Origin of the sequence: Actinomyces sp. Z5, assembly GCF_003287795.1 — a bacterium.
GTDB lineage: Bacteria > Actinomycetota > Actinomycetes > Actinomycetales > Actinomycetaceae > Actinomyces > Actinomyces glycerinitolerans.
Genome location: NZ_QMIN01000002.1, coordinates 1 through 24,948 on the forward strand (window position 1 = coordinate 1; position 24,948 = coordinate 24,948).

Annotated in this window: 20 protein-coding genes and 2 tRNA genes; 9 read left to right on the forward strand and 13 right to left on the reverse strand. The window is 68.9% G+C overall.

Translation table 11 applies throughout. The annotated features are described in order from the left end of the window. Nucleotides 1-645 precede the first annotated feature (645 nt). A complete protein-coding gene (locus DRB06_RS00200; protein WP_108967904.1) occupies nt 646-1,317 on the forward strand; it encodes a hypothetical protein in 672 nt (223 codons plus the stop codon). Nucleotides 1,318-1,454: 137 nt separating this feature from the next. Here the strand turns inward: DRB06_RS00200 and gltX are convergent, their stop codons facing one another. Further along, entirely contained in the window at nt 1,455-3,029 is a 1,575-nt protein-coding gene (gltX, locus tag DRB06_RS00205; protein ID WP_111818831.1) for a glutamate--tRNA ligase, read from the reverse strand. A 166-nt stretch (nt 3,030-3,195) separates the two neighbouring features. Here gltX and DRB06_RS00210 point away from each other — a divergent pair, with 166 nt between their 5' ends. Then, the gene (locus DRB06_RS00210) at nt 3,196-4,452 is read left to right on the forward strand and encodes a MalY/PatB family protein (RefSeq protein ID WP_111818832.1); all 1,257 of its coding nucleotides are present in this window, start codon (nt 3,196-3,198) and stop codon (nt 4,450-4,452) included. Nucleotides 4,453-4,467: 15 nt separating this feature from the next. Here DRB06_RS00210 and DRB06_RS00215 read toward each other — a convergent pair whose 3' ends face one another. The 6 genes from DRB06_RS00215 to DRB06_RS00240 form a co-directional block, all read right to left on the reverse strand. Beyond that, nucleotides 4,468-5,295, reverse strand: a complete 828-nt coding sequence (locus tag DRB06_RS00215; RefSeq protein WP_111818833.1) for a fumarylacetoacetate hydrolase family protein — start codon at nt 5,293-5,295, stop codon at nt 4,468-4,470. A gap of 158 nt (nt 5,296-5,453) precedes the next feature. After that, nucleotides 5,454-6,971, reverse strand: a complete 1,518-nt coding sequence (locus DRB06_RS00220; protein WP_108967913.1) for a sodium:alanine symporter family protein — start codon at nt 6,969-6,971, stop codon at nt 5,454-5,456. Nucleotides 6,972-7,109: 138 nt separating this feature from the next. After that, a complete protein-coding gene (locus DRB06_RS00225; protein ID WP_111818834.1) occupies nt 7,110-8,621 on the reverse strand; it encodes a sodium:alanine symporter family protein in 1,512 nt (503 codons plus the stop codon). Nucleotides 8,622-8,624: 3 nt separating this feature from the next. Continuing rightward, nucleotides 8,625-10,115 carry a sodium:alanine symporter family protein gene (locus DRB06_RS00230; protein ID WP_108969826.1) on the reverse strand — a complete coding sequence of 497 codons (1,491 nt, stop codon included), beginning with the start codon at nt 10,113-10,115 and terminating at the stop codon, nt 8,625-8,627. A gap of 70 nt (nt 10,116-10,185) precedes the next feature. After that, nucleotides 10,186-11,646, reverse strand: a complete 1,461-nt coding sequence (locus tag DRB06_RS00235) for a sodium:alanine symporter family protein (protein ID WP_108967917.1) — start codon at nt 11,644-11,646, stop codon at nt 10,186-10,188. Between the two features lie 133 nt (nt 11,647-11,779). Next, on the reverse strand, nt 11,780-13,069 hold the full coding sequence (locus DRB06_RS00240; protein WP_111818835.1) for a DUF4241 domain-containing protein: 1,290 nt from the start codon (nt 13,067-13,069) through the stop codon (nt 11,780-11,782). An 89-nt stretch (nt 13,070-13,158) separates the two neighbouring features. Between DRB06_RS00240 and DRB06_RS00245 the strand changes: the two genes are divergently transcribed. Further along, entirely contained in the window at nt 13,159-15,849 is a 2,691-nt protein-coding gene (locus DRB06_RS00245) for an RNA helicase (protein ID WP_181575139.1), read from the forward strand. 31 nt (nt 15,850-15,880) lie between these two features. Here the strand turns inward: DRB06_RS00245 and DRB06_RS00250 are convergent, their stop codons facing one another. From DRB06_RS00250 to DRB06_RS00270, 5 genes are all read right to left on the reverse strand, one after another. Next, nucleotides 15,881-16,396 carry an N-acetyltransferase gene (locus DRB06_RS00250; RefSeq protein WP_111818836.1) on the reverse strand — a complete coding sequence of 172 codons (516 nt, stop codon included), beginning with the start codon at nt 16,394-16,396 and terminating at the stop codon, nt 15,881-15,883. A gap of 501 nt (nt 16,397-16,897) precedes the next feature. Continuing rightward, nucleotides 16,898-17,281 carry a YccF domain-containing protein gene (locus DRB06_RS00255; RefSeq protein WP_073330672.1) on the reverse strand — a complete coding sequence of 128 codons (384 nt, stop codon included), beginning with the start codon at nt 17,279-17,281 and terminating at the stop codon, nt 16,898-16,900. 100 nt (nt 17,282-17,381) lie between these two features. After that, nucleotides 17,382-17,642, reverse strand: a complete 261-nt coding sequence (locus tag DRB06_RS16320; protein ID WP_199912493.1) for a hypothetical protein — start codon at nt 17,640-17,642, stop codon at nt 17,382-17,384. A 155-nt stretch (nt 17,643-17,797) separates the two neighbouring features. Continuing rightward, nucleotides 17,798-18,436, reverse strand: coding sequence for a hypothetical protein (locus DRB06_RS00265; protein ID WP_086614366.1), 639 nt, complete (start codon nt 18,434-18,436; stop codon nt 17,798-17,800). 126 nt (nt 18,437-18,562) lie between these two features. Further along, nucleotides 18,563-19,483 (reverse strand): RimK family alpha-L-glutamate ligase, encoded by a 921-nt coding sequence (locus DRB06_RS00270; RefSeq protein WP_073330681.1) that lies wholly within the window; start codon nt 19,481-19,483, stop codon nt 18,563-18,565. 69 nt (nt 19,484-19,552) lie between these two features. Between DRB06_RS00270 and pip the strand changes: the two genes are divergently transcribed. From pip to DRB06_RS00285, 4 genes are all read left to right on the forward strand, one after another. After that, a complete protein-coding gene (gene pip / locus DRB06_RS00275; protein WP_111818837.1) occupies nt 19,553-20,608 on the forward strand; it encodes a prolyl aminopeptidase in 1,056 nt (351 codons plus the stop codon). Nucleotides 20,609-20,722: 114 nt separating this feature from the next. Further along, nucleotides 20,723-20,799 (forward strand) — tRNA-Lys (locus tag DRB06_RS00280). A gap of 344 nt (nt 20,800-21,143) precedes the next feature. Beyond that, a complete protein-coding gene (locus DRB06_RS15935; RefSeq protein ID WP_170866494.1) occupies nt 21,144-21,308 on the forward strand; it encodes a hypothetical protein in 165 nt (54 codons plus the stop codon). A gap of 272 nt (nt 21,309-21,580) precedes the next feature. Beyond that, nucleotides 21,581-22,060, forward strand: coding sequence for a peroxiredoxin (locus tag DRB06_RS00285; RefSeq protein WP_073330688.1), 480 nt, complete (start codon nt 21,581-21,583; stop codon nt 22,058-22,060). An 18-nt stretch (nt 22,061-22,078) separates the two neighbouring features. On the opposite strand, the gene DRB06_RS00290 is transcribed toward DRB06_RS00285, so the two are convergent. Next, the gene (locus tag DRB06_RS00290; RefSeq protein WP_111818838.1) at nt 22,079-23,200 is read right to left on the reverse strand and encodes a Gfo/Idh/MocA family protein; all 1,122 of its coding nucleotides are present in this window, start codon (nt 23,198-23,200) and stop codon (nt 22,079-22,081) included. Nucleotides 23,201-23,446: 246 nt separating this feature from the next. On the opposite strand from DRB06_RS00290, the gene DRB06_RS00295 reads away from it, so the two are divergent. Together DRB06_RS00295 and DRB06_RS00300 are read left to right on the forward strand one after the other, a co-directional pair. Next, a tRNA-Leu gene (locus DRB06_RS00295) sits at nt 23,447-23,531 on the forward strand. Between the two features lie 430 nt (nt 23,532-23,961). Then, nucleotides 23,962-24,927, forward strand: a complete 966-nt coding sequence (locus tag DRB06_RS00300; protein ID WP_111818839.1) for a hypothetical protein — start codon at nt 23,962-23,964, stop codon at nt 24,925-24,927. Nucleotides 24,928-24,948 lie beyond the last annotated feature (21 nt).

Consider the following 24,948-nt stretch of genomic DNA (forward strand, 5'->3'; position numbering starts at 1 on the left):
GTCACCCCCAACAACCCACGAACTGTCACCGATGTCCTGACACAGAACTGTCACCGATGTCCTGAGACATAACACAGGCGCTGTACACGTGCAAACCTCTAAAACTCGTGTCAATGCCGAGAACTCGTGTATATCGACTACGGGCCGGAGCATCGGCCGGTCGCCGGTCTCTTCACCGGCGTCCACAGGTGCGGTTCGTGCACCCCTTGTCCACAGAACTCGCCGCCCCTGGTGGCACCACGCACACCCCGACCGCAGGATCGGCGCATGGACGCTTATCCGACGCCGCCGTCTCTCCCACCGGTCATCCTGTCGGCGGTAAGTAACTTGCCACATCTGCCGAGCCGCCCCGGCCTCATGCGCCTCATGCGTGGCGTGTACTTCAGCCCCTCCGAACAGGCCGAGGTGTGGCGGCAAAAACGCGAGGTCAGCCTGGCGCGTTGTCGGGGCGCATGGGAGACGCGCCGATCCGCCACTGCCCTCACTCACGAGTCCGCCGCGCTGGTACACGGTCTGTGGGTGCGCGATGCCGAACCAGATGTTTGGACCGCCGTTCCCAGACGTCCCTCGGCACCTACCATCGTCCTGCCTGCGATGGAATTCCGCCGCGGAAGAACTCCCCGCCTAGCGCCGAGGGGTGCGGCTGTGCGAGCGGTGCACCTGCGCAGACGCAGACTGCAGATCCCGAGCGAGCAATTGGTCATGATCCAGGGCATCATGGTGACCGACCTCATGCGCACCGCGGTCGACTGTGCTTTCGATCTGCCGGCGTGCCAATCCATCACCATCGTGGACTCGGCCATGCGCGCCCTGGTCCGTCCGGATCGTCGCGACCCTGCTGGATCACAGCATCGCTGGCAGGAGGTTCGCAACAGGTTTCTGCAGGCGGTGGAGGAACAGGCCGGTCGGAAGGGCGCCGTCCGTGCGCGGGCGGTCGCCCGAATCGCCAGCCCCTTCTCGGAGTCCCCAGGTGAGAGCGTGGTGCGCTGGCAGGTCGAGGCCCTCGGGCTGCCCTCCGCGGCGCTACAGCAGCGGGTCGACATTCCTAGCCAGGGGCGCCATTTCTTCCTCGATCTCGCCTGGCCTGCGCTGCGGATCGCCGCGGAGTACGACGGCCGCGAAAAATACACCGTTACGGGGACGACCTGGGATGAAAAGGTCCGCCAGGATCTCATCCAGGAGGCATCCGGTTGGACCTTCAAACGGTTCACCGCCGAACACCTGCGCGACGCGGCCCGACTCTGTCAGGACGTCCTGAGCATGTTCCCGCCCGCCGTCGCCGCCAATGCCCGACGACGCCGGGGACTATGGGACTGAAGAGCCTGCAAGTACACGCGTTCACGTCGCGTACACGAGTTTTAGAGGTTTGCGGGCGCTGCGCACGTGCAAACCTCTAAAACTCGTGTCAACGCCAAGAACTCGTGTACGTGCGGGCTCCGCAGGTTCCAGCCCAGTCAGCCCAGGCGGGCACGCAGGGCGCGCAGGCGCGCCAGGGAGGACTCCGCCCCCAGGATCTCCATGGACTCAAACAGCGGCGGGGAGACCTGCCGGCCGGTGACGGCCACGCGCAGCGGCCCGAAAGCCAGACGCGGCTTGATCCCCATGCCGTCAACGATGGCGGCACGCAGGGCCTGCTCCAGCACCTCGGTGCGCCACGGCCCGGGCAGCGCCTCGAGCGTGGCGATGGCGGTGTCCAGCACCTGCGGGGCCGAGTCCTTCAGCCGAGACACGGCCCGCTCCTCGAGCTCCAGGTCGGCGTCGTCAACCAGCAGGAAGCCGAGCATGTCGCGGGACTCGCGCAGCAGCTGGATACGGGTCTGGATCAGTGGGGCCGCCGCGGTGAGGATCTCCTGCTCGCGCTGCGTCAACTCGGCGAAGGAAGTGGCGCTGACCAGGGGACGGGCCGTCCAGTCGGGATCGGCCGGGTCGGGGTAGACGTCCGCCAGGTAGGGCACCAGCCGGTTGCGGAAGTCCTCGCCCTCCAGACGGCGCAGGTGCTCGGCGTTGATGGCCTCACACTTCTTCGGATCGAAGCGCGCCGGGTTGGGGTTGACGTCGCGGATGTCGAAGGCCGCCACCAACTGGTCGGGGGTGAACACGTCCTCGTCCTTTGACAGGGACCAGCCCAGCAGAGCCAGGTAGTTGAGCAGCCCCTCCGGCGCCATGCCGCGGAAGCGGTGAATGAGCAGGTTCGACTCCGGGTCGCGCTTGGACAGTTTCTTGTTCCCCTCCCCCATCACGTAGGGCAGGTGGGCGAACTCGGGCACCCGCTGCGCGCGCCCGATCTCCATCAGGGCGCGATACAGGACCACCTGGCGGGGCGTGGAGGAAAGCAGGTCCTCCCCGCGCAGCACGTGGGTGATGCCCATGGCGGCGTCATCGACGGGGTTGACGAGCGTGTACAGCGGGTCGCCGCCGGCACGCACCACCACGTAGTCGGGCACGGAGCCCGCCTTGAAGGTGACCGGGCCGCGCACCAGGTCGTTGAAGGTGATGTCCTCGTCCGGCATCCGCATGCGCAGCACGGGCCGGCGCCCCTCGGCGCGGAAGGCCGCCTTCTGCGCCTCGGTCAGGTCGCGGTCATAGCCGTCGTAGCCGAGCTTGGGGTCCTCGCCGTTGGCGCGGTGGCGCGCCTCAATCTCGGCGGGTGTGGAGAAGGACTCGTACAGGTAGCCGGCCTGCAGGAGCTCGTCGGCGACCTGCCGGTACAGCTCGGTGCGCTGAGACTGGCGGTAGGGGGCGTGCGGGCCACCCTTGGCCACTCCCTCGTCCCAGTCCAGGCCGAGCCAGCGCAGCGAGTCGAGGATCGCCTCGAAGGACTCCTCGGAGTCGCGGGCGGCGTCGGTGTCCTCGATGCGCAGCACGAAGGTGCCGCCGGTGTGCCGCGCGTACGCCCAGTTGAACAGGCAGGTGCGCACCATTCCGACGTGGGGCGTGCCTGTGGGCGAGGGGCAGAAGCGGACGCGGATCGGTGAGGATCCGGGGGCGGGCGGGGTGAAGGCGGGGGCCTTGGCGGTGTCGTCACTCATGATGGGCCAACCCTAGCCGCCCGCGCGCCCGGCTCCCACACGCGCCCGCCGACGGCGCTGTCGGCGATGGTTCACGCCACGCCCGGCTCGCACGCGCGCCCGCCGACGCCGCTGCTGCCACTGCCCGTCACACCACCGCAGCGGGCGGTCTTCATAGACTGCCCGCATGAGTACCGCCAGCCCTGCGCCCGACGCCGTCCCGCCCGTATTCAATGCCGCCGCCACCACGGCCGCCTTCGATGCCCTGACGCCCGACGTGATGCGGCGGCGCGGCTCACTGAAGTGGACCATGTACCCCGGTGACGTGATCGGCGCCTGGGTGGCGGAGATGGACCTGGGCACGGCGCCCTCGGTTACCGCCGTCCTCCAGCGCGCGGTGACGGACGGCTCCTACGGCTACCTGCCCCCGCAGGTTGCCGAGTCCGTCCGTGAGGAAACAGCCCGCTTCCAGGGTGAGGCCTTCGGCTGGCGGGTGGATGCGCAGGACGTGAGCCTGCTGCCGGACGTGCTGTCCGCCCTGGGCGCGGTGATCGCCCACCACACCCGACCGGGCAGCGCCGTGATCGTGCCGACCCCGGCCTACATGCCCTTCCTTTCCTACCCTGGCCTGTACGGACGCGAATGCGTGCAGGTGCCGTCCCTGCGTACCGCGACCGCCGACGCCGCCGCGGGCACGACCTGGGCGCTGGACCTGGACGGTATCGAGGCGGCGATGGCCGCCGGCGCCGGCCTGCTGGTGCTGTGCAACCCCTGGAACCCGGTGGGGCGGGTGCTGTCGCCCGCCGAGCTGGACGCCGTCGCCGCGCTGTCCGCCCGCTACCGGGTGCCGGTCTTCGCCGATGAGATCCACAACTCGCTGATCCTGGACCCGCAGGCCGTGCACGTCCCCTACGCCTCACGCCCGGGCACCGACCCGGACTTGACCTTCACCGCCACCGCCGCCTCCAAGGGCTGGAACACGCCCGGCCTCAAGTGCGCGCAGCTGATCGCCTCCGCCGGAGCCCGACGGGCCTGGAATGACAGCCCCCTGTCCAAGCACCTGGCCAATGAGGCGTCGCTGCTCGGCGCGCAGGCGACCGTGGCCGCACTGCGCGACGGGCAGGAGTGGAACGCCTGCGCGCGCGGATACATCCGCGACAATGGGCGGCTGGTGGCCGAGACACTCGCCGAGGTTGACGGCCTCGAGATCACGGTCCCGTCCGGCACCTACCTGGCCTGGCTGGACTGCTCCGGCCTGGAGCTGCCCGACGGCGTGACCCCGGCGGACTACTTCCGCCGCGAGCCGGGGGTCGTCATGAACGACGGGGCCGCCTTCGGGGCCGGCTACGAGTCGTTCTGCCGGCTCAACCTGGCCACCGGGCGCGGAATCATGCGGCAGGCGCTCCAGCGCCTGGTCGACGCCGTCGCCCGCCTGCGCTCCTGAGGCGGGACGCCCGCTTCAGCGCCGCACGACCGGGTTGCCGAAGGAGCCGATTCCCTCGACCTCGACCTCGACCCGCTGGCCGGCGTGGATCTCACCGACGCCGGCGGGCGTGCCCGTGAGTACGACGTCGCCGGGAAGCAGCGTGAAAATGCGCGAGACGTAGGCGATCAGTTCGGGAACCGAATGGATCATGTCGGCGGTGTTGCCCTCCTGCACGACCCGCCCATCCACGCGGGCACGCACCACGGCGTCGGCGGGGTCGAAGGCGGGGCGTTCGCCCGCGGGCTCCGGAATCTCGATCCAGGGCCCGAGCGGGCAGGAGGTGTCGAATGCCTTGGCTCGTGTCCAGGTGCTGTCCTGGCGCTGGCAGTCGCGGGCGGAGACGTCGTTGGCGACCGTGTAGCCGAGCACCGCGGCGGCGGCATCGCGCGGGGAGGCGTCCTTGACGACCGTCTTGATGACCACGGCGAGCTCGGCCTCGTAATGGACCTCGCGCGACCAGTCGGGCAGCACGATGGGCATGTCCGGGCCGATGACGGCCGTGTTGGGCTTGAGGAAGACGATCGGGTCGGCCGGGGCCTCCCCGCCCATTTCGGCGGCGTGGGCCGCGTAGTTCTTGCCTATGCCCACCACCTTGGAGCGTGGGATCACCGGGGAGACCAGGCGCGCCTCGTTCAGGGGCACCACCTCGCCGGTCGCCTCGGGGACGGTGTACAGCGGGTCGCCCTTGAGCACCAGCAGGCGGCCGGCGGACTCGCCCGAGGGGGCCGCCTCATCGGTGGGCAGGCCGTCAACAATGCCGTAGCGGAGCTCGTCTCCCGTGGAAAAGCGTGCGATCTTCATGGCATGACCCTAGATGATTGACGCCGCGCGGGCGGACGAGTGCGGCGGTACCGCACGGGCCCGCGAGCGCCGTCGCGCCGCGCGGGCGGACGAGTGCGGCGGTACCGCACGGGCCCGCGAGCACCGTCGCGCCGCGCGGACCGGCCGAATCCGCCCGCCTATTCGGCAGAGACTTCGACCGCGTCCAGGTCGCGCTGGACCGCGGACTCCTCGGTCCAGATGTCGCCCGGCAGCTGCGCGGGCAGGAAGGGGTTGTCGGTGGCCACGAAGTAGATCTTGTCCCGCAGCCCGGCCTGCAGCTCTGCCTGCTGCTGCTCCCAGTCGCGCAGCGCCCCGAAGGCCCACTTGCCCAGGCTGAGGACCGCAATGATGTTGATGATCGCCATCAGTCCCATGACGACGTCGGACAGGTTCCACACGAAGGTCAGCGAGGCGACCGCACCCAGTGCAGCGGCGACCACAATCATGGCGCGCACCCCGTAGTGGCGGCGCCCCATGCCACGTAGGAAGTCCATGTTGACCTCCGCGTAGGCGTAGTTGCCCAGCAGCGAGGAGTAGGCGAAGACGAACACCACCACGGCCATGAGGTACTGGGCCCAGGGGCCGAGCACATTGCTGACGGAGTTGACGGTCAGCGTGCCGGCGGCGTCAACGTCGGCGGTGGCCGGGTCGTAGACGCCCGACAGCAGGATGATCAGCGCGGTGGCGGTGCAAACCACGATGGTGTCCACGAACACGCCCATGGACTGGATGAAGCCCTGCTGCACCGGGTGGTGCACCGTGGCGGTGGCGGCCGCGTTCGGCACAGAGCCCTCACCGGCCTCGTTGGAGAACAGGCCGCGCTTAATGCCGTTCAGGGCCGCCGCCATGAAGCCGCCGCTGAGCCCCCAGAATGCCTGGTTCGCCCCGAAGGCGCCCTCGAACACGGACAGCAGTGCGCCCGGAATGGCGCCGGCGTTCAGCACCAGGATCACTACGGCGATGATCACGTAGATCAGAGCCATGAGCGGGGCCAACCACTCGGTGATGGCGGCAACCCGCTTGATGCCCTTGAAGACGACGGGCGTCGTGATCAGCACCAGCACGATGGCGGTGACCCAGGGCTCGATGTTGAAGGTGCCCTTGAGCACGTTGGAGATCGCGTTGGCCTGAGTGGCCTCGTAGGCAAAGCCGAACACGAAGGTGATCACCACGGCGAAGATGCTCGCCCAGGTCTTGGAGCCCAGGCCCTTGTGGATGTAGTAGGCGGGGCCACCGCGGAAGGTGCCATCGGGGTGAGCGACCTTGAACAGCTGGGCGAGGGTGGACTCCACGAATCCGGTCGCCATGCCCACCAGGGCCACCAACCACATCCAAAACACGGCGCCCGGCCCGCCCATGGTGATGGCGATGGCCACGCCGACGATGTTGCCGGTGCCCACGCGGGATGCCAGCCCCACGGTGAAGGCCTGGAAGGAGGACATGCCCTCGCCGACGGCGCCGCGGGAGGAGGTGATGGTTCGCAGCATCTGCCCGAACAGTCGCAGCTGCAGCGCGCGCGTGCGCCAGGTGAAGTACAGGCCGGCGGCGATCAGCAGCCAGGCCAGCAGGTCGCCGTAGAGATGATCGGAGATGTTCTCCAGTACCTTGGCGGGGCCGTCGAAGAAGCCGGCGGTCGGCAGAACGGTGGGATTCATGGGTCTCCGGACGTAGTCGGGATGCGCCGGCGGGAGGGCGCGGGGGCTGGTCGCGCGGACCGCCCCTTGACGGTTTGAGCCGTCCCGGAACCGCAGGCGCCGAAGCCTGCGGATGAGGCGGAACGGTCCTCACTGTATTTAGTTCACGGCGTCATCCGCCTGTAATGTTGGCGATCTCACGGCGTCGTCATCCCATACGTCACCGGGCAGCGGCCTGGGCAGGTAGGGGTTGTCGACGGCGACGAAGCGGACGTCCGCGGCGCTCTGCACCCCGGCGACGACCCGGGCGCGCTGGTCCTCCCAGTCGCGCAGCACGCCGACCGCCCACGGGGTCAGCGCCACCAGGGCGATCAGGTTCAGGACGGCGCCGATGCCGAGCAGCACGTCCGCCAGCGTCCACACGGTGGTCAGGGCGATCCCACCGCCGATGAAGGCGCAGGCGACGGCGGCCGCGCGCAGCGCCGTCGTCACCCAGGGCGTGCGGGTGAGGTAGTCCAGGCACACCTCCGCGTAGGAGAAGGCGCCCAGGATGGTGGAGTAGGCGAGCACGAACACCAGCAGCGTCATCGGCCAGCTGGTCCAGTCCCCCAGCGTGGCCCCGATCGCGGTCTGGGTCAGGGTGCCGGAGACGTTTGGATCTTTGAGGCCGGTGACGCCGGGAGTGTATACGGCGCCGTCGGAACGGCCCGCGATCAGGATGGCCAGGGCGGTGGCGGTGCACACGAACAGGGTGTCCACCAGCACGCCGAAGACCTGCACGAAGCCCTGCTGAGCCGGGTGGGCGACCGTCGCCGAGCCGGCGGCGCAGGCCGCCCCGCCCAGGCCGGCCTCGTTGGAGAACAGGCCGCGGCGCACGCCGTTGAGCAGTGCCGCGGTGATGCCGCCGGCGGTGCCGGCCAGGCCGGCGCGCAGGTTGAAGGCGGCGGCGAAGATGTCGCCTATCGCCTCGGCGGCCTGCAGCGGGTGGGTGACGATGATGACCAGCACCAGCAGCAGGTACAGGGTCGCCATGATCGGGGCCAGCCACTCGGTCACCCGCACCACCGAACGCAGCCCGCCCAGCAGCACGGGGGCGACCAGCACGGTGACGATGGCCGCGCCCCACCAGGGGTTGAGGCCGGTGGAGGCGCCCAGCGCCGCGGTCATGGCGTTGGCCTGCACCATGGGCATGGCCAGGCCGTTGGCCACCATGAAGACGACGGCGAACACGCCGCCGAGCACCGGCAGGCGCATGCCGCGGGCCATGTAGTAGGCGGGGCCGCCCCGGTAGGTGCCGTCGCCGCGGCGCACCTTGAACAGCTGCCCCAGGGAGGCCTCCACGAAGGCGGTGGCGGTGCCGAGCAGGGCCACCACCCACATCCAGAACACGGCCCCGGGTCCGCCCAGGACCAGGGCGAGTGCGACGCCGACGATGTTGCCGGTGCCCACGCGGCAGGCGAGCCCCACGGCGAAGGCCTGGAAGGAGGAGATGCCGCCGCGAGCACCGGACCGGGAGCCGGCCACCGAGCGCATCATGGAGCCGAGGTGACGCAGTTGCAGGCCGCGGGTGCGGATGGTGAACCAGGCGCCCGCGCCCAGCAGCAGCCAGATCAGGATCGTGCCGAACAGCAGATTGGAGGCGCCGGTGAGTAGTTCGTTCAGGGTGTCCATGGGTCAGTTCCCCGTCAGTCGGGCGTCGTCGACGGCGTCGAGTGGGCCGTCGACGGTGGCGATGGGATCCTCCCACACGCCGGGCAGGGTGTCCCCCGGCATCAGCGGGTTGCCGTGGCCGACGAACACCGGGATGACGCCGACGGCGCGCTGGGCCTCGTAGTCGCGCAGGGCGCCGCGCACCCACGGGAACAGGCGCACGATCACCACCAGGTTGATCACGCCCAGCAGGCCCAGGGCGATGTCGGTCAGTGCCCACACGATCGGCAGGGTCAGGACGGTGCCGGCAAAGGCGGCGGCGGTGAGCAGAATGCCGAAGGCCTGCTCGGCGCGCCGCTCGCCGCCCAGATAGTTGACGTTGACCTGGGAGTAGGAGTAGCAGCCGAGCACGGTGGAGAAGACCAGCACGAAGATCAGCACCACGATCGGCCAGGTGGTCCACTGCCCCAGGTGCTCGGCGACGGCCTGCTGGGTGAGGACGGCGCCGACGAGTCCCTCGTTGCCGGGCTGGTAGGTGTCGGTGGCCAGCAGGATCAGCAGGCCGGTGGCGGTGCACACCAGGCCGGTGTCCACGAACACGCCGAAGGACTGGATCAGGCCCTGGCGGACGGGGTGGCTGGTGGTGGCGGTGCCGGCGGCGTTGGGGACGGTACCCAGGCCGGCCTCGTTGGAGAACAGGCCGCGGCGCACGCCGTTGAGAACGGCCGCGAGCATGCCGCCCGCGGTGCCGAACAGGGCCTGGTCCCGGCCGAAGGCGCCGCGGAAGATCTCCCAGAAGACCGTGGGAATCTCACCGAGGTTCATCAGGATCACCACGATGGTGACCAGCACGTAGGCCAGGGCCATCAGGGGTGCAACGACCTCGGTAACGCGGGCCACGGACTTCAGCCCGCCGAGCACCACCGGACCGGTCAGCAGCACCAGGGCCACGCCGACCATCCAGGGCTCAACCGTGGACACGGTGGCGTTGACGACGCCGGCCAGGGAGTTGGTCTGCACCATCACCACCGTGACCCCGACGCTGACGATGCACATGGCGGCGAAGATGGCGCCCCAGGTCTTGGAGCCGAGTCCGTTCTTGATGTAGTAGGCGGGCCCGCCGCGGAAGGTGAAGTCGCGGCCGCGCTCCTTGAAGATCTGGGCCAGGGTTGACTCGGTGAAGCTGGTGGCCATGCCGATCAGGGCGACCACCCACATCCAGAACAGGGCGCCGGGGCCGCCGGCGACGACGGCGAGCGCCACCCCGGCGATGTTGCCGATCCCGACGCGGGCGGCCAGGCCGACGGCGAAGGCCTGGAAGGAGGAGATGCCGCCCTGGGCGCCGGACCGGGAGGAGGCCACGGCCCGCAGCATGGAGCCGAAATGCCGCAGCTGCACGGCGCGGGTGCGGATGGTGACGTAGATGCCGACGGCGATCAGCAGGGCGGCCAGGAAGTAGGTGTAGAAGATGTCGTCTACCTGGTTGAGGGTGTTCTCCAGGTTCGCGAGGCTCATGGCGGGTTGAGACATCGGGGCTCCTTGCAGGTGGGGCTCTCGGGGGCGGTGGCTGGGTGGCGGTAGGCGGTCAGTTCCAAACGTCGCCGGGCACGTCGGCGGGCAGGTGGGGGTTGTCGTGTCCAACGAAGACGGGCTCTTCAACCCCGGCGCGGCGCTGGGCCTCCCAGTCGCGCAGGGCGCCCACCCCCCACTTGGACAGCAGGATCAGGGCGACGAGGTTGGTCACGGTCATCACGGCCATGGCGATGTCGACGGCGTTCCAGACGATGTCGAGCGACAGCACGGCGCCGGCGGTGGCGGAGACGACTGAGACCACGCGCACCGTCCAGGTGGCCCAGGTCTTGCCGCCGGTCAGGAAGGACATGTTGGTGTCGGAGTACACGTAGGCGGCGATGATCGACGAGTAGGCGAGTACGAAGATCAGGACCGCGATGGGCAGGATGGTCCAGCCGCCCAACTCGTGGGAGACGGCCATGATCGTCAGGGTGGAGGGGTTGGCGCCGTTGGCGCCCCAGACCTCGGGTCCGGCAATGAGGATGACGAAGGCGGTGGCGGTGCACACCACGATCGTGTCGATGAACACGCCCAGGGACTGGATCAGGCCCTGCTGCACCGGGTGGGCGACGGTGGCGGTGGCGGCCGCGTTCGGGGCGGTGCCCTGGCCGGCCTCGTTGGAGAACAGGCCGCGCTTGGTGCCGTTGACGACGGCGGCGAGGATGCCGCCGCCCAGGCCACCGACCAGCGGCTGGGGGGCGAAGGCGGAGGAGATGATCAGGCCGAGCACCTCCACGAAGCGGCCCAGGTGCATCAGGCAGATGATGAACACCAGGACGATGTAGATGCCCGCCATGATCGGGGCCATCCACTCGGTCACGCGGGCGACGGTGCGGATGCCGCCGAAGATCACCATGGCGGTGAACACGAAGACCAGGGCGGCGATGACCAGCTGGGCGGCGGAGAAGCCGCCGAAGCCCTCGATGGCGGAGCCGTCGTCGCCGATCGCGCCTAGAAGCGTGCCGGCTACGGCGTTGGACTGCACGGAGGTGATGATGAAGCCGCAGGTGACCAGGGTGATGACGGCGTAGACGCCGGCCAACGCGGGGCTGCCCACGCCGGATCGCATGTAGTAGGCGGGACCGCCGCGGAAGGAACCGTCGTCGGCGCGGACCTTGAAGATCTGGGCGAGGGTGGCCTCGAAGAAGGCGGTGGCCATGCCCACCAGGGCCACCACCCACATCCAGAACACGGCGCCGGGCCCGCCCATGAGCAGGGCGGCGGCCACGCCGAAGATGTTGCCCACCCCCACGCGCGCGGCCAGGGAGATGGCGAAGGCCTGGAAGGAGGAGATGCCGCCGTGAGCGCCGGCGCGCGAGGAGCTCACCGCCCGGAACATGTTGGGCAGGTGGCGCACCTGGACGGCGCGGGTGCGGATCGTCAGGAACAGGCCGGTGCCGACCAGCACCCACATGGTGATGTGTGCGGTGATCCAGTCGGCGATCGAAAGCAGACTGTCGGCGAGAGCTTCCATGGGCTTGCGACCTTCCGCGTGGGGAGACGGGAACGCGCGGCATCATCGCACAAACCCCGCCGCGACCCGACATCCGTCCACATGTTCATACGCCGTCGGCATTGCCAGGGTGGTCGAGCCGTCGACTTGGGACTCAGGGCTGCGACTGTGCGAGCGGCGGCGCCACCGCCTCCCGGACGACTCCGTAGTCGATCATGAGCTGCACCGGACGATCATCGCGGTCGAACCCCCAGTAGACGGCGTAGGTGCCGTCCCCCCATCCGGAGCTCGTCATGACCCCGATGGGCCCGGCGCCATAGTCGAACATCGTCATATCCTCCCAACGGCGCTCCGGGAACGGATTCCAGACATTCCACCACTGCCGCCGCGTCAGACGTATGTATGCGGCGGCGTCGACGATCGCGGCAGTGCCCGAGTCCACGCCCACAGCGATCCCGCGCCCTGGGAGGAGCGCGGCCGCACGCCAGTGCACGGCCTCGGCGTCGGCGAGCAGCACCCGGACGGCGGCGACTCGCTCGTAGGAGCCGGTGTCGGTCTCAATCGTCGCCAGCAGCGCCTGGGCGGTGGCATCCCCCGGCGGCACGCGCAACGCACACGCGTACATCATGTTCGCGCCCGAGCCGGCGTCGCCCACCGCGAACACGCCCGCGTGCGGAAAGCCCCCAATGGTCTGCACCCTGACCGCCAGTACCTGTGCCCGGCGCTGGGCCTCGGCGATCGCCTGCCGCCACAGGGGGCCTTCGATTTCATCCACCTGTTCCGCCAGCTCGAACGTGTCCACGGGCACGCGGGACCAGCCGTCGTGGAACAGTGCGCCGGGGTTGGGGCCGTCCGCGTCCGGGCTGAGACTAATGTCCTCATAGGGTGCCGTCCCGTCCGGCGCGTGCAGCCAGCTGTCGCGAAGCTCCTGCGGCACCAGGGTCTGGCCGGGATCCTCGTGGTACTCGTCGATCCTGTCTATCAGCCAGTCCCGCGAGTCGTTGCGCAGGACGACTTCAACAATGGGCCAGCCCCGGCCGCCGGTGCGCGCCACCCGCACCCGGGCCCAGTTCCCGTACTCCTCGGCCCGCTCCACCTTGCAGGTCTGTGGACTGTAGTCGCTTTCTGAGGAGAAACCGCGCACGCGCTTAACCTGGGACCGCTCGGTCCGGTGGGCCGCTTCGACGGCGTGCATAGCCTGGCTCCAGGCGTCAAAGGGATCGGGTTCAGAGCGCTTCTCGCCGCCTTCCCTGCTCCGCTTGCGGGCTCCCCCGGGACCGGCGGAGTGCCGGCTGGCGGTCGTCTCCTCGTCATCCGGCGGATAGAACAGCGGCTTCACCCGCGCGTGGGCGGCGGCATAGTCCGCCAGAAATGCTTCTACTCGGCTGCGGGGGTCCATATCCGGTCCAATCGTGTGGGTGATGGTGTCCTGCAAGCCTGCCACATCCGTATCCGTCAGCCGGGAGACCGTCAAGGAGCGTCAACCGGGGCGGCCGTCCCGGAACCGGCGGGGCACCGTGAGACGATGGCCGCATGCCCGCCTCTACCGCGCCCGCGCTCAACGTCATGCTCGACGCCCTCATCCCCGCCGACGACGCGGAGCGCGTCCCGGAGCCGGAGGAGGTCTACCTGGCCTTCGCCGAGTGGGCCGAGTCCACCGGGCGGCCGCTGTATCCGCATCAGGACGAGGCCCTGAGCCAGATCCTGTCCGGTCGGCACGTCATCGCCGCCACCCCCACCGGCTCGGGCAAGTCGATGATTGCCCTGGCCGCGCACACCGCCTCCCTGGCGCGTGGCGGCCGCTCCTACTACACGGCCCCGCTAAAGGCGCTGGTCAGTGAGAAGTTCTTCGAGCTGGTGGGCCTGTTCGGGGCGGACAACGTCGGCATGGTCACCGGCGACACCTCAATCAATGCGGCCGCTCCCATCATCTGCTGCACGGCGGAGATCCTGGCCAACCAGTCCCTGCGCGAGGGCGAGACGCTGGACGTGGACACGGTGGTGATGGACGAGTTCCATTATTACGCCGACCCGCAGCGCGGCTGGGCCTGGCAGGTGCCGCTGCTGGAGCTGCCGCAGGCGCAAATGGTGCTGATGTCGGCCACGCTCGGGGACGTGTCCTTCTTCGTACGGGACCTGCGCGAGCGCACGGGCCGGGAGGTCGCCGTCGTCGACGACGCCGTGCGGCCGGTGCCCTTGGAGTGGGAGTATGCGATTGAGCCGATCGGCGACCTGCTGCAGCGGCTGGTGGGGCAGGACAAGGCGCCCGTGTACTTGGTGCACTTCTCGCAGAAGGAGGCGGTGGAGCGGGCCTCCGCGCTGCTGAGCGTGGACCTGGGGGTGAAGAAGCGTAAGGAGGAGTTGGCGGCGGCCATCGGCGACTTCCGCTTCGGGCCCGGTTTCGGGCGCACCCTGTCGCGGCTGCTGCGCTCCGGCATCGGCGTGCACCACGCCGGCATGCTGCCCCGCTACCGGCGGCTGGTGGAGCGCCTGGCCGGTACCGGCCTGTTGTCGGTGATCTGCGGCACGGACACCCTGGGCGTGGGCATCAACGTGCCCATCCGCTCGGTGGTTTTGACCAGCCTGGTGAAGTTCGACGGCGCCAAGGAGCGGCACCTGACCGCCCGAGAGTTCCACCAGATCGCCGGGCGGGCCGGGCGCGCCGGCTTCGACACCCACGGGTATGTGATCGTGCAGGCGCCCGAGCACGTGATCGAGAACGCCCGCGCCCTGGCCAAGGCCGGCGACGACCCGCGCAAGCGCCGCCGGATCGTGCGCAAGCAGGCGCCCGAGGGGCGCGTGAACTGGACGGACAAGACCTTCGAGCGGCTGCGCGACGCCGCCCCGGAGACGCTGACCAGCCAGTTCCAGGTCACCACCACCATGGTGCTGAACCTGATGGAGCGCGACGGCGATCCGGTGCGGGCCATGGCGCAGCTGCTGGAGCGCGTGCACGAGCCGGAGGCGGCCCGACGCAGGCACGTGCGCCGGGCGATTGAGATCTACCTGTCCCTGCGCACCGCCGGGGTGCTGGAGCACGTCTCCTCCGCCCAGGCCGCCGCCGACGGCCGCCCCCGGCTGCGCCTGGCCGTGGACCTGCCCGACGAGTTCGCCCTGAACCAGCCGCTGGCCCCGTTCGCGCTGGCGGCCATGGATCTGCTGAATCTGGACTCGCCCGAGCACACGCTCGACGTGGTCTCGGTGGTGGAGTCGACCCTGGACGATCCACGGCCGCTGCTGTACGCCCAGCAGCGGCAGGCCCGCGGCGAGGCGGTGGCCGCCATGAAGGCCGAGGGGATGGACTATGAGGAGCGCATGGCGGCCCTGGAGGACATCACCTGGCCACAGCCGCTGGCGGACCTGCTGGCTCCGGCGCTGGAGATGTATAAGCAGTCCAACCCGTGGGCGGCCGAGTACGAGCTGAGCCCGAAGTCGGTGGTGCGGGACATGGTGGAGAGCGCCATGACCTTCTCCGACCTGATCTCCCGCTACGACCTGGGCCGCAGCGAGGGGGTGGTGCTGCGCTATCTGACCGACGCCTACCGGGCGCTGCGGCAGGTGGTGCCCGAGGAGCACCGCACCGAGGAGGTGGAGCAACTGACCGACTGGCTGGGCGACCTGGTGCGCGCCGTGGACTCCTCCCTGTTGGACGAATGGGAGGCGCTGGGTGCCGCCCAGGCCGGTCACGCCCAGGAGGGCGCGGCGCTGTTGGAGCGGGAGGCCGCCGACGGAGCGGCCGGGGCCGAGCGAGCCTTCGGGGCCGACGCCGACGGCAGGCTGCCGTTCACCCGCAACCTGCACGCCTTCCGAGTGGCGGTGCGCCGGGAGATGTTCCGCCGCGTGGAGCTCATGGCGCGCGACGACGTCGAGGGGCTGGGACGGCTGGATGCCGCCTCCGGCTGGGGCGAGGACCGCTGGGATGAGGCGCTGGGCCGCTACTGGGACGAGTACGACTGGATCAGCACGGATACGCCTGCCCGGGCGGTGGCGCTGGCGCCCCTGGATGAGGCACCGGATGATGCGGCCCTGGCGGCGGCCGGGGTGTCGGAGCGGCTGCGCGAGGCGCTGGTCGGCTCGGGGCGGCGCGTGTGGTTGGCCACCCAGATCCTGGAGGACTCGGCGGGCGACCACGACTGGCGGCTGACAGCCCTGGTGGACCTGGCCGAATGCGACCAGGCCGATGCCGCCGTTGTGCACCTGCTGCGTGTCGGCCCGCAGAGCTGAGCGCCGCCGGCTGCCAGGCGGCACCGGACGCTCAGGAGGCCCTCCACCGGCCGGCTCGGGTGAGCGGCTTGGTGAAGTGGACGAGTTGGTAGGAACCTGCGGTCGTTCTCCCAGCCTCGCGGTAGCCGAGCCGCTCGTAGAGTCGGATGTTGGCGGCGCTGTGCTCGCCGGTGAACAGCCGTATCTCACGCGCATCCGGGAAGACCGCCTCGGCATGGCGCAGCAGGAGGGTGCCCAGGCCCTGTCCCTGGCGGTCGGGAGCGACGATGAGGCGCCCGAGTTCAACCGCGTCGCCTTTGTGGCGCAGGCGCATGGCCGCGATGAGACAGCCGCGATCTCGGATACCGCGCGCCGTTACGGCGGGGTCGGAGAGCTCCTCCTGCAGCTCGGCCAGGGTCTGTGTCAGGGGCGGGAGACCGAAGTCGCTGTGTGCCGTGGCCTCGGTGATGTAGGCGGCCCGTTGCAATGTCAGGATTTCGCCCGCGTCCTGCAAGCCGAGTTCTATGACGGTCGGCGCGAGAAGACAAGGATTCGGCTGTCCGCCCATTCCCGCCCATCACGCACTTGCGCCTGCGGCGCCCGTCAGGAGCTGACCGGCGTCTCCGTCTCCACTCGGGTCTCCGACGGGTACGACGCCCTTTACGGTCTGCCCTTCTTCCTTACAGACTCGTGCGCCGGCCATTCCCTGTGGGTCGCCAATCGGGCTCATGCCGAGTACCTCATGGACTATCTTGCGGCGGACTTGCGCCGTAAACGTGACACAGACGTGGGCAGGGGCATGGAGCAGCGGCTCCCGGGGTGGATAGTCAGCCGCAAGCATCGCACAGCCGTGTTGCGCGGATTGCGCAGGCTCCGTGATCGCGCAGAAGCCCTCGAAGAGATCGAAGGCAGTCCCACCCGGTGCGAACCGCGCCGCCAGCCGGCGTGATCCCCACCTGAGAACTCCGGCCCGAGCGCCGAAGAGTCGGCTACTACTGGGTGTCCTCGGCGGACAAGGCTGCGGCGGGCAGGATCGCGCACCCAAGGCGACTACAACAGGCGGGGCGGCTCAGATGATGCCGCGGCCGGGCACGATCTGCTTGCCGAAGGGGAAGCAGGTCACCGGGATCATCTTCAGGTTGGCGACGGCCAGCGGGATGCCGACGATGGTGACGGCCTGCGCGGCCGCCGTGGTGATGTGCCCGATGGCGAGCCAGATCCCGGCGACGAGGAACCAAATGACGTTGGACAACCCGCTCATCACCCCGGCATGCGGCATCTCCACAACCTCCCGGCCGAAGGGCCACAGGGCGTAAGAGGCGATGCGGAAGGAGGCGATGCCGGCGGGGATCGTCACGATCAACAGGCACGCGATGATGCCGAAGAACATGTACTCCAGCCACAGCCAGAAACCGCCGAAAACCACCCAGATGATGTTGAGCAGTGTGCGCATGAGCCCATGTCTACCCGACGCAAACCGCCGGCGCCTCATCCTCACGCAGGAGACGACCCTGAGTCATCCCTGACCCGTGCCCGCCGGAACCCGTCCGGTGCTACCCCAGCAGCGCCGCGCCGATGATCCCGCATATGCCGGCCCATGTCAGGGAGGCGAGCGTGCCGATGATGAATCGTTCCGTCGACCCGGGGTTGTCCTTCAGATCCGCCCAGCGCCCAAGCCCCTTTACCGCAACGACCACGGCAATCAGCGTCGCATGCCCGGACAGAAGGGCACCCGTCGTCGCCAGGCGCTCAAGCACTCCGATCCAGGTGCCACCGCGAAGAACCGGGGACTCGGAGTCGTCTCTCGGAGACAAGACCGGCGCAGTCGAACCTGCGGGCGTAGGTTCCCGTGACGGCGGCAGCTCGGGCACGCGCGCCCAGCGCAAGACCAGTGCGACGATCCCCCAACCACCGAAAATGGAGAGAAGAAAACAGGAAAGGACTACAACCACACTCGCCAAGGCCTGAGTCATACGTCACCCGCCATATCTGCCGATGTCTCCAGCCCCATTGACAGCCGGTGCGCCCGGTCGAGGAGCCGCTCGATGGCCGGCACGGCAGCGACTTCCTCGTCGTAGTGCGATGAGACCCGATGCTTGGAGACGGCCTGGCCGCTTACCCCCAGCCGCTTCGCCGCGTCCTTGCCGCTGAGCCCGGCGTCAAGAAGGGCCAGGGCCGAGCGCTGAGCCCTGGTGCGGGAACCGATCAGCACGCCGAGAAGCCGCAGCACCGCCTCGGCATCGGCCGTCGCCGTACGTGCCTCCCGATCGGCGGCACCGGTACGGACTGCGAGCGACACACGAGACGACTTGGATTCCTCCACGGCTTGCCGTGCGGCGATGAATGCTGCTCCGCCTCCCGAGCGCGACCCGTGCTCACCTAGCGCACCGGTACCGATCCCCAGACCGATGTGCCATCCGCCGGCCGCCAGGAGACGACGTGCACATGCAACGGCCGCGGCCGCGTCTTCGAGCACCCCCTGTGCCTCGTCTCCGACTGTCCGCTCGAAGGGAGCCAGTGCAGGAACGTCAGCGAGCAAGCGGATGAGGTCCGGGATTTCATCCGCGCCCGCTCGGCTCGCAACCTGGTCCACTGTGAGCACGTACATGCCTGCATGCTCCCATCAGCATCCCCAAAACACAACCATTTTCGGTTGATTCAACCTCAATCAACCCCACACAGTTGATTGCCGTCGGGCCATGGGCCGTGGGCCACCTGCGCGGCAGCCCCAGCCCTACCAGAAGACGCGCTGGGCGATGGCGTCGGCGAAGTTGTCCAGGGCGGCGGGCGCAGAACCGAGGTAGAGGCCGGCGTCGATGAGGGAGACCTCCATCAGGTAGAAGCCGCCCTGTCCGTCGCCGACGACGTCGACCCGGTTGAACAGCAGCTGAATGTCCCGACCCGAACGCTCCTTAATGATCGTGTGGATGGCCTTGCGGACCCGCTCGCCCCACAGCCATTCCTGCTCGCTGGGCTCGCGGGCGGTGACGATCTCCTCGTGCACTTCGTCCACGGAGCGGAAGGACGGGTGCAGCATGGGCGCCTTCTCCACCGCGTGTGACAGCACGCCGTTGAAGTACACCAGGGACACCTCGCCCTTGCGGTCGACCTCCTCCAGGTAGCGCTGCACCATGACGCTGCGGCCGCGACCGAGGTGGTGCATGGTGTCGTTGATGGCGTCGGCGCGGGACTTGGCGTCGGTGGCGGTGTAGCGGCCGGTGCCGCGACCGCCGGAGGAGATGGCGGGCTTGACCACGAAGTCGCCGTGCGCCGGGAAGCGGGTGTGGACCTGGTGCTTGGAGTAGCCGGCGTCCGGCTCCAGCCAGGTGGTGGGGATCATGGGGACACCCAGCTCGGCCATGCGCTTGAGGTAGTGCTTGTCCGAGTTCCAGTCGACGACGTCGGCGTGGTTGATCAGCCGCCTGATTGAGTGGGCCCAGGCGAGGAAGTCCGTGTAGTTGCGGTTCTTGGCGTAGTCACGCACGGAGCGCAGCACCACCACGCCGGCGTCGGCCCAGTTCACGCCGGGGTCGTTCCACACCGCGATCCGGGGCTCGATGCCGCGCTCGCGCAGCGCGTCGGGCAGCCCGCGGTCGTCTTCATCGAGGTCCGCGTAGTCGGCTGAGGTCGCAAGAGTCACGATCGGGGCGTTCACGTGTCTACGGTACCGCCCGCCGAGGGTCCGCGTGGAACAGTCACGACGGCGATCAAGCACAATGAGCCCATGCACGACACCGCCGCACCGGCCCTCTCTACGGCAGACCGGCAACGCACCTTCTATCCGCCCATTGAGCCCTACGACTCGGGTCTGCTCGACGTCGGCGACGGGCAGCGCATCTACTGGGAGGCCTGCGGCAACCCGGACGGCATTCCCGCGGTATTCGTCCACGGCGGGCCCGGCGGCGGCTGCTCCCCCGAGCACCGCCGCTGCTTCGACCCCGCGCGCTACCGCATCATCCTGTTCGACCAGCGCGGCTGCGGCCGCTCCCTGCCGCACGCCTGGGAGCCGAATGCCGACCTGAGCACGAACACCACCTGGCACCTGGTGGCCGACATGGAGCGACTACGCGAGCACCTGGGCATCGAGTCCTGGCTGGTATTCGGCGGCTCCTGGGGCTCCACGCTGGCGCTGGCCTACGCCGAACGGCACCCGCGCCACGTACTGGCACTGGTACTGCGCGGCATTTTCACGCTGCGCAAGCGCGAGCTCGACTGGTTCTACGAGGGCGACGGCGCGGACATGATCTGGCCCGACGAGTGGGAGGCGTATGTGGCCGGAGCCGGCGAGGGCGCCGCCCCGGGCGGTTTCATCGACCGCTACCACAAGCTGCTGACCGACCCGGATCCGGCGGTACACGGCCCCGCCGCCCGCGCCTGGACCACCTGGGAGGCGGCCACCTCCACGCTGCTGCGCGACCAGGCCTACATCGACGAGGCGCAGGACCCGGCCTTCGCCACCACCTTCGCGCGCATCGAGAACCACTACTTCCACCATGCCGGCTGGATGGACGACGGGCAGCTGATCGCCGACGCGCACGTGCTCGCCGAGCACGGCATTCCGGGCGTGATCGTCCAGGGCCGCTACGACGTCGTCTGCCCGATGGGAACCGCCTGGGCCCTGCACCGGGCGTGGCCACAGGCCGAGCTGCACGTCTCGGCCGCAGCCGGTCACTCCTTCGCCGAACCGGAGACCCTCTCCACACTGATCACCGCCACCGATCAGTTCGCGGCCCTGCTCGCCGCTCCGTCCGGGGACGGCGGGGCGCCGAGACGCAGCTGACAGCCCTGAGACTTCACGCACACAACGGCGTTTTGAGCCCATTTCGGTTGGACTCGGCGGCGCCGGACGCGTAAAGTCCTTCTCGTCGCCAGGCGGAAGCGCCTGACCGGCTAAGCCTCCTTAGCTCAGTTGGTTAGAGCACCTGACTCTTAATCAGGGTGTCCAGGGTTCGAGTCCCTGAGGGGGTACCACGCAGAGCAGCACATGGCTGCGGCGCCGTACCGGATCCGGTGAGCATTGTTCCCGCCACCGCGGAGATCCGTGCGGTTCATGCCCACTCCGTCCCCCGGTCGTGGGAATACCCTTCACCGCCAGCGGTGTTGCTTATGCGTCGGCCGGTAGGCAAGTCCCTTCGAGCGGTCACGCACCACTTGCGAGGCGAGCAGCCCGCCGACCACGGGCCGAACGGAAGCCGTCGCGCGGACGCGCAACTTCCCCGGACCGCACAGACCAGATCACAACGCCGGGTCGCAGAAACCACCTGCCATCCGCCCGGCACAGAGGGGCCCACAGGGGCCATGAAGGGAAGGGTGAGATGTACCTGATCAACTCCAACAACACCCGCGCCGCGGCCGAGCGCGAACTCGCCGCCGCCCGCACCGAACTGGCGTCGCTGGACAACACCGCTTCGCCGTCGCGTCTGGAGCGCGCACTCGAGCGGTTGCAGGCCGCGCAGGACGCTCTGGCGCTCGCCGCCTGAACTGTTCTCGCGCTGCCCGTAAGCCGCGGGCGCCAGTCCCGCGAAACCGGCACTGATCCCGTGCCGAGACCGGCTGTCGTGACACACAGGCCGGTTCAAACAACCGGCGGCGTTCGACTCGGCGCAAGGCCTCGGACGCCGTCGGATATGCCTTGAACACGCCTGGGCCGCCACCGCAACACCGCGGTGGCGGCCCTCGTCGTACCCAACGCATCGGCGACGGGCTACATTTGCGGAGTCAGCACCAGTTCCGCAGGCAACAGGAGGACGCCGTGCCTCAGCTATCCGTCGGCGACACCGCCCCCGACTTCACTCTCCCCGACCAGTCCGGCACCCCGGTTTCCCTGGCCTCCCTGCGAGATGGCGCCGCGCGCGGCGTGGTCGTCTACTTCTACCCGCGGGCCGGCACCGCCGGCTGCACCAAGGAGGCCTGCGACTTCCGCGACTCGCTGGAGGGATGGCGTCGCGCCGGTTACGCCGTCGTCGGCATCTCCCCCGACCCGCCCGCCGCGCAGGCGCGCTTCGCGGAGAAGCAGTCCCTGCCCTTCCCGCTCCTGTCCGACCCCGACCACACCGTGATGGAGGCCTGGGGCGCGTGGGGGGAGAAGAAGAACTACGGTCGCACCACCACCGGCGTGATCCGCTCCACCGTGGTCGTGGGGGCCGACGGCGACGTCGCCCTGGCCCGCTACAACGTGCGCGCCACCGGCCACGTCGACCGCCTGCGCCGCGAACTCGGCCTGGACGACTGAACTCCCGACGACCGGCGGCTACTCCCCGGGGTAGGTGACGCCGAGCCGACGGCGCACCTCGTCCATGGTCTCCAGCACCGCCAGCGTCTCGCTCCACGGCATGGTCTGCGACTCCGTCCTGCCGGCGGCGATGCAGCGGGCCACCTCGGCGGCCTGGAACTGGAAACCACCGGGCACGGTGGCGTCCCACTCGTGGCGCCGAGCCTCCGGCCCCTCCCCCAGGACGACCTCCAGCGGCGCGGGCCGGTAGAACTGCGTGGGCAGGACCAGCCTGCCGCGGGTGCCGACCACCTCGCCGGCCGTCTCCGAGGCGGCGGACATGCTCGAGACGGCCACCGCCAGCGCACCCGGGTAGGTCATGGAAACCGACTCGTCCAAGTCCACGCCCGTCTCCGACAGTCGCCCGACCGCCGTCAGCGCCGTCGGGGCGCCCAGCAGCGAGTGCACAAAGCTGACCGAGTACACGCCCAGGTCGAGCAGAGCACCACCGGCCAGTTCGGGCCGGTTCAGGCGTTCAACATGCTCCAGCGACTGGAGGTGCTCGGCGCGCACGTAGCGCAGCTCCCCCAGCGCGCCACTGCCGGCCAGTGCCCGCAGCAGCACCTGCCCGGGCAGGAAGCGCGTCCACATGGCCTCCATGGCGAACAGGTTCGCCGCGCGGGCGGCGTCGAAGACCCGACGCGCCTCGGCGGCGTTGCGGGTGAAGGACTTCTCCACCAGCACCGGCTTGCCCGCCTCCAGCGCCAGCAGCGCCTGCTCACAGTGGAAGTTGTGCGGGGTGGCGATGTAGACGGCGTCCACGTCCGGGTCACCCACGAGCGCCTCGTAGGAGCCGTGGGCGCACACCGACTGCCCCTTGCCGGCGTCGGGGTGGGCGTCGATGAAGGCCTGCGCCCGAGCCCGATCGCGGCTGCCGACGGCGACGATCCGCCCGGAGGAGAAGGCGGGCACGTCGGTGGCGAAGGTGGCGGCGATGCCGCCCGCGCCGAGAATGCCCCAGCGCAGTGCGGGCGCGTCCTGCGGCTCGGGGACGGCGGCGGCCGGGTTGAAGGGGGCGCCGGCCGCGGCCAGGGCATCGAGGATGGGGGTGGGGATGGCGGGGAGTTGATCGGTGGTACGGATGGATTTGTCTTGCGCCATGTCGAAACTCTAGGCCACGCCGAAACCTCAGCGCCATACCTCACACTCGCTGCGGGGCCGGCGCCGCCGATTGCAGGTGCGTGTGGAGCCCGATGGCGCCGACGGGGCCGACGGCGGGCCCGGCACCGCCGGCAGCGCCGTGTCTCATCCGGGGCCCGGCCACTGCTAGGCTGTGCGCGGCCGTAGACCGAACGCTCCGACTGGCACCGCACGGTGCCGGGCACGTTCGGCCGGATGCGGCTGCGAGCGCGAGTGGCGGAACTGGTAGACGCCCCAGATTTAGGTTCTGGTGCCTTCGGGCGTGAGGGTTCGAGTCCCTTCTCGCGCACCATGACACCCTTATACGAACTTTCGTCATGCGAAGTTGGCGTAGGGGTCGTCTCAACCAACGAAGCGTGCTCACCCTGCGGGGTGGGCGCTTTTCGTTGTGGGAGAGCTTTGTGTCCAGTATCAAGCCACAGGTTTTGTGGCGACTGTTTCGAAGTAGAGGCGACCCAAGGATCAGCTCGGCCTTGCACAGCGAGTTCAGCACCTCGGCCAGAGCAACGCCAGAAGGAGGTCGCCCTTCGACCCCACCGAGGCCACCGCGTCGCAGTCAGACAGGGCCCGCCCGCCAGGTCTGCCGGTCACTGCTCCTTTCTTGAGCAGAAGCAGGCGCTTGTACCCTGTTTCCCCAAGGAGGCTTGTACTGTTCAAGGGGTGACCATTATGATCACCGCGGCAGACGGCCGGCGGTGCGATGTAGACGCAAGGTGCGGCCGGTGATCGATTACGTTTACGTTCGCGGGAGGATCCGCATGGCCGGGACAGGGAAATCGGAGTGGGTGAAGCCACGGCGAACACACGGTGCGGGCGGCAGCGGCCTGACCTGGCTCGCATCCCTGTCTATTGCGCTGATTGTCGTCATCGCCGGGGCGGGATTGCTGTCCTTCCCTGCGGGAGCGCCTCATGAGACCCTCAACCAGTACGGCGAGTCAATACAGATGTGGGGCGGCGGAGTATACGAGCACGACTCGTACTTCAAGGCGACAATCTTCATCGGCACGGATTGTGCCTGGCTTCTTGTTGTTGTACCGTTCGCTGTAAAAGTGGTCGCCGACTACCGCAGGCGGGACGACATGGGCAGTCGCATAAACCTCCTCGCATTCTTTTCTCTCGCCCTCTATTACGCCGTTAGCATGTCATTCGGAGCGGCATTCAACGAGTTGCACCTACTGTACACGGCATTGCTCTCGCTATCCTTCTTTGGAACCGTCACATTGTCCCTAAGCCTTCTGCGGGAGCGGCCGGAGGCGTTCGAATACGCTACTCCGAAGGGCGCGGTCGCGTTCTTGGTGATTACGGGATCAGCCTTGTTTGCGGCCTGGCTGCCCGACATCGTCGGCGCCTATCTGACCTCGGGCACACTCGATCTCATCGAGGTTTATACAACGGAAGTGACCTACGTCGTCGACATGGGCATTATTGCCCCGCTCATGTTCTTGACGATCGGACATCTTCGAAGGAGGACGTTTACCGGGTACGTGCTGCTGCGGCTTCTGCTCCGAGTTTGCCTGGGCGTCGGCGTGGTTCTGGTGTTTCAGACGGTTGTCCAGATGCTTGGGCGCGTCGATCTGCCTGTTCAGGCCGTGATCAGTAAGACTGCAATCTTCGTCATACTCGCGCTCTGCGCCGTTCTCATCGACAAGAAGATTCATGTCACGGAGAAGGCTACGAACGCCGCCTGAGCGGGTGAGCGTTGAAGCGAG